This window comes from Chrysosporum bergii ANA360D (assembly GCF_029891735.1).
GTDB classification, from domain to species: Bacteria; Cyanobacteriota; Cyanobacteriia; order Cyanobacteriales; family Nostocaceae; genus Umezakia; species Umezakia bergii.
In genome coordinates, this window is record NZ_JANQDH010000035.1 from 1 (window position 1) to 5,360 (window position 5,360).

The 5,360-nt window shown below is 41.5% G+C and carries 4 protein-coding genes and 4 pseudogenes; 3 read left to right on the forward strand and 5 right to left on the reverse strand.

The genetic code is table 11. The features are described 5' to 3' along the window. Both NWP17_RS05305 and NWP17_RS05310 read right to left on the reverse strand, forming a co-directional pair. Positions 1-125: pseudogene (locus tag NWP17_RS05305) on the reverse strand (Uma2 family endonuclease); the annotation flags it as partial. A gap of 2 nt (positions 126-127) precedes the next feature. After that, a pseudogene (locus NWP17_RS05310) lies at positions 128-364 on the reverse strand (PDZ domain-containing protein); the annotation flags it as partial. 239 nt (positions 365-603) lie between these two features. Between NWP17_RS05310 and dnaA the strand changes: the two are divergent. Continuing rightward, complete coding sequence (gene dnaA, locus NWP17_RS05315; RefSeq protein WP_280653873.1) at positions 604-1,965, forward strand: chromosomal replication initiator protein DnaA; 1,362 nt, start codon at positions 604-606, stop codon at positions 1,963-1,965. 150 nt (positions 1,966-2,115) lie between these two features. Here dnaA and NWP17_RS17585 read toward each other — a convergent pair. Continuing rightward, positions 2,116-2,220: pseudogene (locus NWP17_RS17585) on the reverse strand (transposase); the annotation flags it as partial. Positions 2,221-2,227: 7 nt separating this feature from the next. Between NWP17_RS17585 and dnaN the strand changes: the two are divergent. Continuing rightward, positions 2,228-3,391, forward strand: coding sequence for a DNA polymerase III subunit beta (gene dnaN / locus NWP17_RS05325; RefSeq protein WP_280653874.1), 1,164 nt, complete (start codon positions 2,228-2,230; stop codon positions 3,389-3,391). A 132-nt stretch (positions 3,392-3,523) separates the two neighbouring features. Here dnaN and NWP17_RS05330 read toward each other — a convergent pair whose 3' ends face one another. Further along, a complete protein-coding gene (locus NWP17_RS05330; RefSeq protein WP_280653875.1) occupies positions 3,524-4,711 on the reverse strand; it encodes a TRC40/GET3/ArsA family transport-energizing ATPase in 1,188 nt (395 codons plus the stop codon). A gap of 43 nt (positions 4,712-4,754) precedes the next feature. Then, a pseudogene (locus NWP17_RS17590) lies at positions 4,755-4,880 on the reverse strand (transposase); the annotation flags it as partial. Positions 4,881-5,041: 161 nt separating this feature from the next. Between NWP17_RS17590 and NWP17_RS05340 the strand changes: the two are divergent. Continuing rightward, the coding region (locus tag NWP17_RS05340) for a helix-turn-helix domain-containing protein (protein ID WP_280653876.1) at positions 5,042-5,360 on the forward strand (319 nt) is incomplete at its 3' end.

Sequence of the window (5,360 nt, forward strand, 5' to 3'; positions counted from 1 at the left end):
AGTAGTTCAGGTTGTAATAGGTGAAATTCATCTGGCAAGCCTGGTTCCTCCGGGTTTTCGCTAGGTAGGTCATACATGGTGGGTAATGCTTCCGTAGGAGGTAATGGGGGATTTATTTGATACATTTTTATTTACTCTCCACTGTGGCTAAAGATGCTGGAGTAACTGCTATTGGTATAATTTGCCCTTTGCGTTCCACTTGTATTTGCGGGGGAACACCAATTTGGCTATTTTCTACCAGTTTTTGTACTTCTTCTATTGTAGTGACGCGTTGGTTATTAATGGTTTTAATTAAATCACCAGGTCTTAGCCCAGCCACAGATGCAGGCGATCGCGGTGCAATATCGACTAATAAAACACCCTTCTAAACTTTTCCCTAGTGGTGGCTGGGAGAAAAAAGCAACCACCAACAGACACCACCACCCCACTAAGTAGGATCCATCGGATGAAATTGTTTAATTTTCCCCTGTGGGGTAAGCCCCAGTGATCAATGTTTGAGACTTTCAAGTTATGCTCTGTTTTATTCATCTATACTAAATTAGTTCTAGTGCTTTCTGACATCTTAGATTGTGACTATTATTAGCAAAGGTGGTAAATTAAATCATGGAAATTCCCATTGACAGTCTGTGGTGTCAGGTGGTAGAGCGCTTACAGTCCGAGTTATCCCGTCCCACCTTTGAAACTTGGATAAAAACTGCTAACGCGGAGCGATTAGAAAATAATTCCCTGGTAATCAATACTCCTAATCCCTTTGCTCGGAACTGGTTACAAAAATATTACATTAACACCATTGCTAATGTAGTAGAAGATATTTTAGGTCATGCTGTGGAAATCCACATTACGGTCGATCAAGATGATGTCATGACTAACTGTGAGGAACCAGAACCACCAAGCAATACTACTGAAGAAGTTTCCCAGTCTAAACCCTCTGGTACAGATTTAAATCATAAATATGTATTTTCACGGTTTGTAGTTGGTGCTAACAATCGCATGGCTCATGCCGCTTCTTTGGCTGTTGCGGAATCTCCTGGGCGAGAATTTAATCCTTTATTTTTGTGCGGGGGTGTGGGATTGGGTAAAACTCACCTCATGCAGGCCATTGGTCATTATCGTTGGGAAATTTGCCCAGGTTCTAAAATATTTTATGTTTCCACTGAGCAATTTACTAATGATTTAATTACAGCGATCCGCAATGATAGTATGCAAACTTTCCGGGAACATTACCGGGCTGCTGATGTATTGTTAGTGGATGATATTCAGTTTATTGAAGGTAAGGAGTATACCCAAGAGGAGTTTTTTCATACTTTCAATGCTTTATATGAAGCAGGTAAACAAATTGTCATAGCTTCTGACCGTCCCCCTCAGCACATACCCCAGCTACAAGAACGTTTATGTTCCCGGTTTTCTATGGGTTTAATTGCTGATATCCAAAGTCCAGATTTAGAAACTAGAATGGCAATTCTCCAAAAAAAAGCTGAATATGACAACATTCGCCTTCCCCAAGATGTGATTGAATATATTGCTAGTAATTACACTTCTAATATTCGTGAGTTGGAAGGAGCGTTAATTCGGGTGTTGGCTTATATTTCTATTTGGGGTTTACCCATGACCCTGGAGAATATCACACCAGTTTTAGAAAGACCAACGGAAAAGGTAGCCGCTACCCCAGAAGTGATTTTATCCACCATTGCTGATACTTTTGCTGTTTCCGTGGAAGACCTGAAAAGTAATTCCCGACGACGAGAAATAAGCTGGGCGCGTCAAATCGGAATGTATCTCATGCGCCAACACACCGACCTGAGTTTACCCAGAATTGGTGATGAGTTTGGTGGTAAAGACCATACAACCGTGATTTATAGCTGTGAGAAAATTACTCAACTGCGGGAAAGCGATCGCGGTTTAGCAGAAACCCTGCGTCAATTGAGCGATCGCATTACCATGAATAGCACACCAAGGCGCAAGTAATCACTTCCTTACTAACCAGGGAAAACCGCTATATTTTAGCTAGAGTATAATTACCTGTGGAAAAATCAGGGTATTTTTCCACAGGTTTTCCACAACTGAAACACCATAGCACTGATGAAACACCTGAGAGACAAATGTAAATGATCAAATTAAAGCATTAACAATTTGAGATATTGAAAGTTTAGGTATAAACTCAATTAGTGTGTGGATGTGGTCTGATTCTCCGTTAAACTCTAGTATGTGAAAATCTATCTTTCCTTTTATGAAATTAGTTTGTACCCAAAGCGATCTTAGTACCAATCTTTCACTTGTCAGCCGTGCAGTACCATCACGCCCAACTCATCCAGTACTCGCCAATGTGCTGTTACGAGCAGATGCTCAAACCAACCAAGTCAGCTTAACCGCCTTTGATCTTAGCTTAGGTATCTGCACCAGCTTTAATACTGAAGTTTTAGAAGGGGGGGCGATCGCCCTACCAGCTAAACTACTTGTAGACATCACTTCCCGCCTTCCAGAAGGAGAGGTAATTCTAGATGACCAATCAGCCCTAGAATCAGAAACAACCACAGGAGAAGGTTTAATAGTGACTCTCAAGCCTAGGAGTGGACGTTATCAAGTGCGAGCCATGAGCGCAGAAGAATTTCCCGACCTACCCATCGTTGACAGTTCCCAACCCATTGAACTTACCACAGCCTCCTTAGTTGCTGGATTACGAGGCTCACTCTTTGCTACCAGTAGTGACGAAACTAAACAAGTACTCACGGGGGTACATTTAACCGTTCAACAAGACACCCTGGAATTTGCCGCCACCGATGGACACCGACTAGCGGTAGTAGAAACTACTAACGAGCTTCCCATGGATACGGAAAATAAACTAGAAGTGACAGTCCCAGCTAGGGCTTTGCGGGAACTACAACGGATGTTAGCTCATAATGCTAATTCAGAAGAAGCGATCGCCCTATACTTAGATCAAGGTCAAGTTGTCTTTGCGTGGCAAAATCAACGCCTCACCAGTCGCACCTTAGATGGTCAATATCCCGCCTATCGCCAACTGATTCCCCGCCAATTTGAGCGCCAATTAACCATTGAGCGTAAACAATTAATCAGTACCCTAGAGCGCATCGCCGTACTAGCCGACCAAAAGAACAATATTGTTAAAGTCAGTATTAACAGCGAAGCCCAGGAAATAACCTTATCATGTGAAGCTCAAGATGTGGGTAGCGGTAGAGAGTCCATACCCGCGCAAATTTCCGGGGAAGATATAGAAATTGCTTTTAACATTAAATACTTAATGGACGGGTTAAAAGAATTACCAAGCTCAGAAGTTCAAATGTATCTTAATCAAGCCCTTACCCCAGTAATTTTTAAACCCCTAGGAGGGTTAAACATGACTTATTTAGCCATGCCTGTACAAATGAGAAACTAGTGAGAAACTAGTGAGAAACTAGCCCTTTTCATAGCAATTAACCCCAATAACACATACTGTATCATACCCCAATTTTTTTTGGGGTATTTAGTATGATTTATCACATTTAGCTTAAACTGTCACAACCCCAGCTTAAGCCTTGACATTATTAACAAAGCGAATTTTCAAATAATCATTTTCCATCTTCGCCCCTCCTGGTTCTAACGCCGCCAAAGCTTGAGGTAACACTAAATTACGGCGGTGATTGCCGATGGTGATATTTAACTCATCAGCACTTTTACTTAGTTGAATTTGATTCTTAGGAACACCAGGTAAGTAAAGTTCTAAACTATATTGGTTTTGCTCCTCCACCACCCTGATAGTTGTTTCCTTGTAATATACTTGAGTGGGGTCTTCATCTTGGTAGAGAGTTTCTTTGAGACGTTCTAAAGCCGCTAAACCACACATTTCTGTAGAAAAAAGCGGCACTTCCTTCACAGGTAAAGGCAGAAAATTATCATGTATTTCTTGGCGATATTGCTGTTGGTTTTCCTTCCAACGCTGGAAAAATGGGTCTTCCACCTGTTCAGGAATAATCCGATTAGCTATAACTAAATCTGTAGCCACATTATATAAACTCAGATAAGCGTGAGCGCGGAGAGATTCCTTAATTACCATTTTTTCAGGATTAGTCACCAAGCGCACGGAAGTTTGAGTATTATCTGTTAAAACCTTTTCCAAAGCCTCAATTTGCTCATAAAACTCATAAGGTGCATCCATCACCTCCTTATCTGGTAGGGAAAAACCCGCAATTGGTCTAAAAATAGGTTCCACCAAAGGACGCAGCGCCACCGAGATATTTTGAAATGGCTTGTAGAAACGCCGCATATACCAGCCCCCCACTTCGGGTAAACTTAACAACCGTAATGCAGTACCAGTAGGTGCTGAGTCAATAATCAAAACATCAAACTCCCCCTCATCGTAGTGGCGCTTCATCCTTACCAGTCCAAAAATTTCATCCATCCCCGGTAAAATTGCCAATTCCTCAGCTTGGACTCCTTCTAAACCCCTAGCTTGTAAAACCTGGGTGATATAACGCTTCACAGCACCCCAATTTCCCTCTAGTTCTTGCAGCGCATCTAGTTCAGCACCCCACAAATTAGAGCGAATTTGTCGGGGCGCGTGTCCCATTTCCAAATCAAAACTATCAGCCAGAGAGTGAGCAGGGTCTGTACTCAAAACCAATGTACGGTAGCCCAGTTCAGCACAACGAAGTCCAGTAGCCGCAGCAACAGAGGTTTTACCCACCCCACCTTTACCTGTCATCAAAATTACACGCATGGATAATTACGTCCTGTTTCAGGAATATTTACATTTATTTACATTATCTCAAAAATGGGTTGAAAACCCCGTCGTTCTGGGACGGCTTTTCTTGATTCTGGATATATTTCTTCAGCACCTCAAGTGGCGCACCACCAACAGAAGACACAAAGTAACTAGGAATCCATAATGATTTGTAAATTAGTTCAAGACTGTCATGTGTAAAAATTTTTCTTCTATACTTAGTAACACAAACCAAGTGTATTTTCAGGACTGAGATACTATGTCTTTCATGTCTTTAACCACTTGTCATTTTTGCTTAAACACTGTAGAATCTATTTTAACAGACTAATGTTAGCACAAAGCATGAAAGCTAGATATCAGTACAGATTTTACCCCACAGACCAACAACAACAGAGTTTAGCTCGGTTGTATGGTTGTGTAAGAGTTGTCTGGAATGATGCGCTACATTTCTGCAAGCAATCAGAAAAGCTGCCAGGGTACAACAAACTCTCAGCAATGCTAACCCAAGCTAAAAAGACCGAAGAAAGAAAATGGCTATCTGATGTTTCTTCAGTGCCATTACAACAGTCTCTTAGGTATTTAGATACTGCTTACAAAAACTTTTTCAATTCCCTTAAAGGTAAGAGAAAAGGTAAAAAGGTTGGGA

Excerpts from the sequence above, each read along its gene's own strand:
- dnaA (WP_280653873.1), top strand. The coding sequence starts at position 604 with ATGGAAATTCCCATTGACAGTCTGTGGTGTCAGGTGGTAGAGCGCTTA.
- dnaN (WP_280653874.1), top strand. The coding sequence starts at position 2,228 with ATGAAATTAGTTTGTACCCAAAGCGATCTTAGTACCAATCTTTCACTT.
- NWP17_RS05330 (WP_280653875.1), bottom strand. The coding sequence starts at position 4,711 with ATGCGTGTAATTTTGATGACAGGTAAAGGTGGGGTGGGTAAAACCTCT.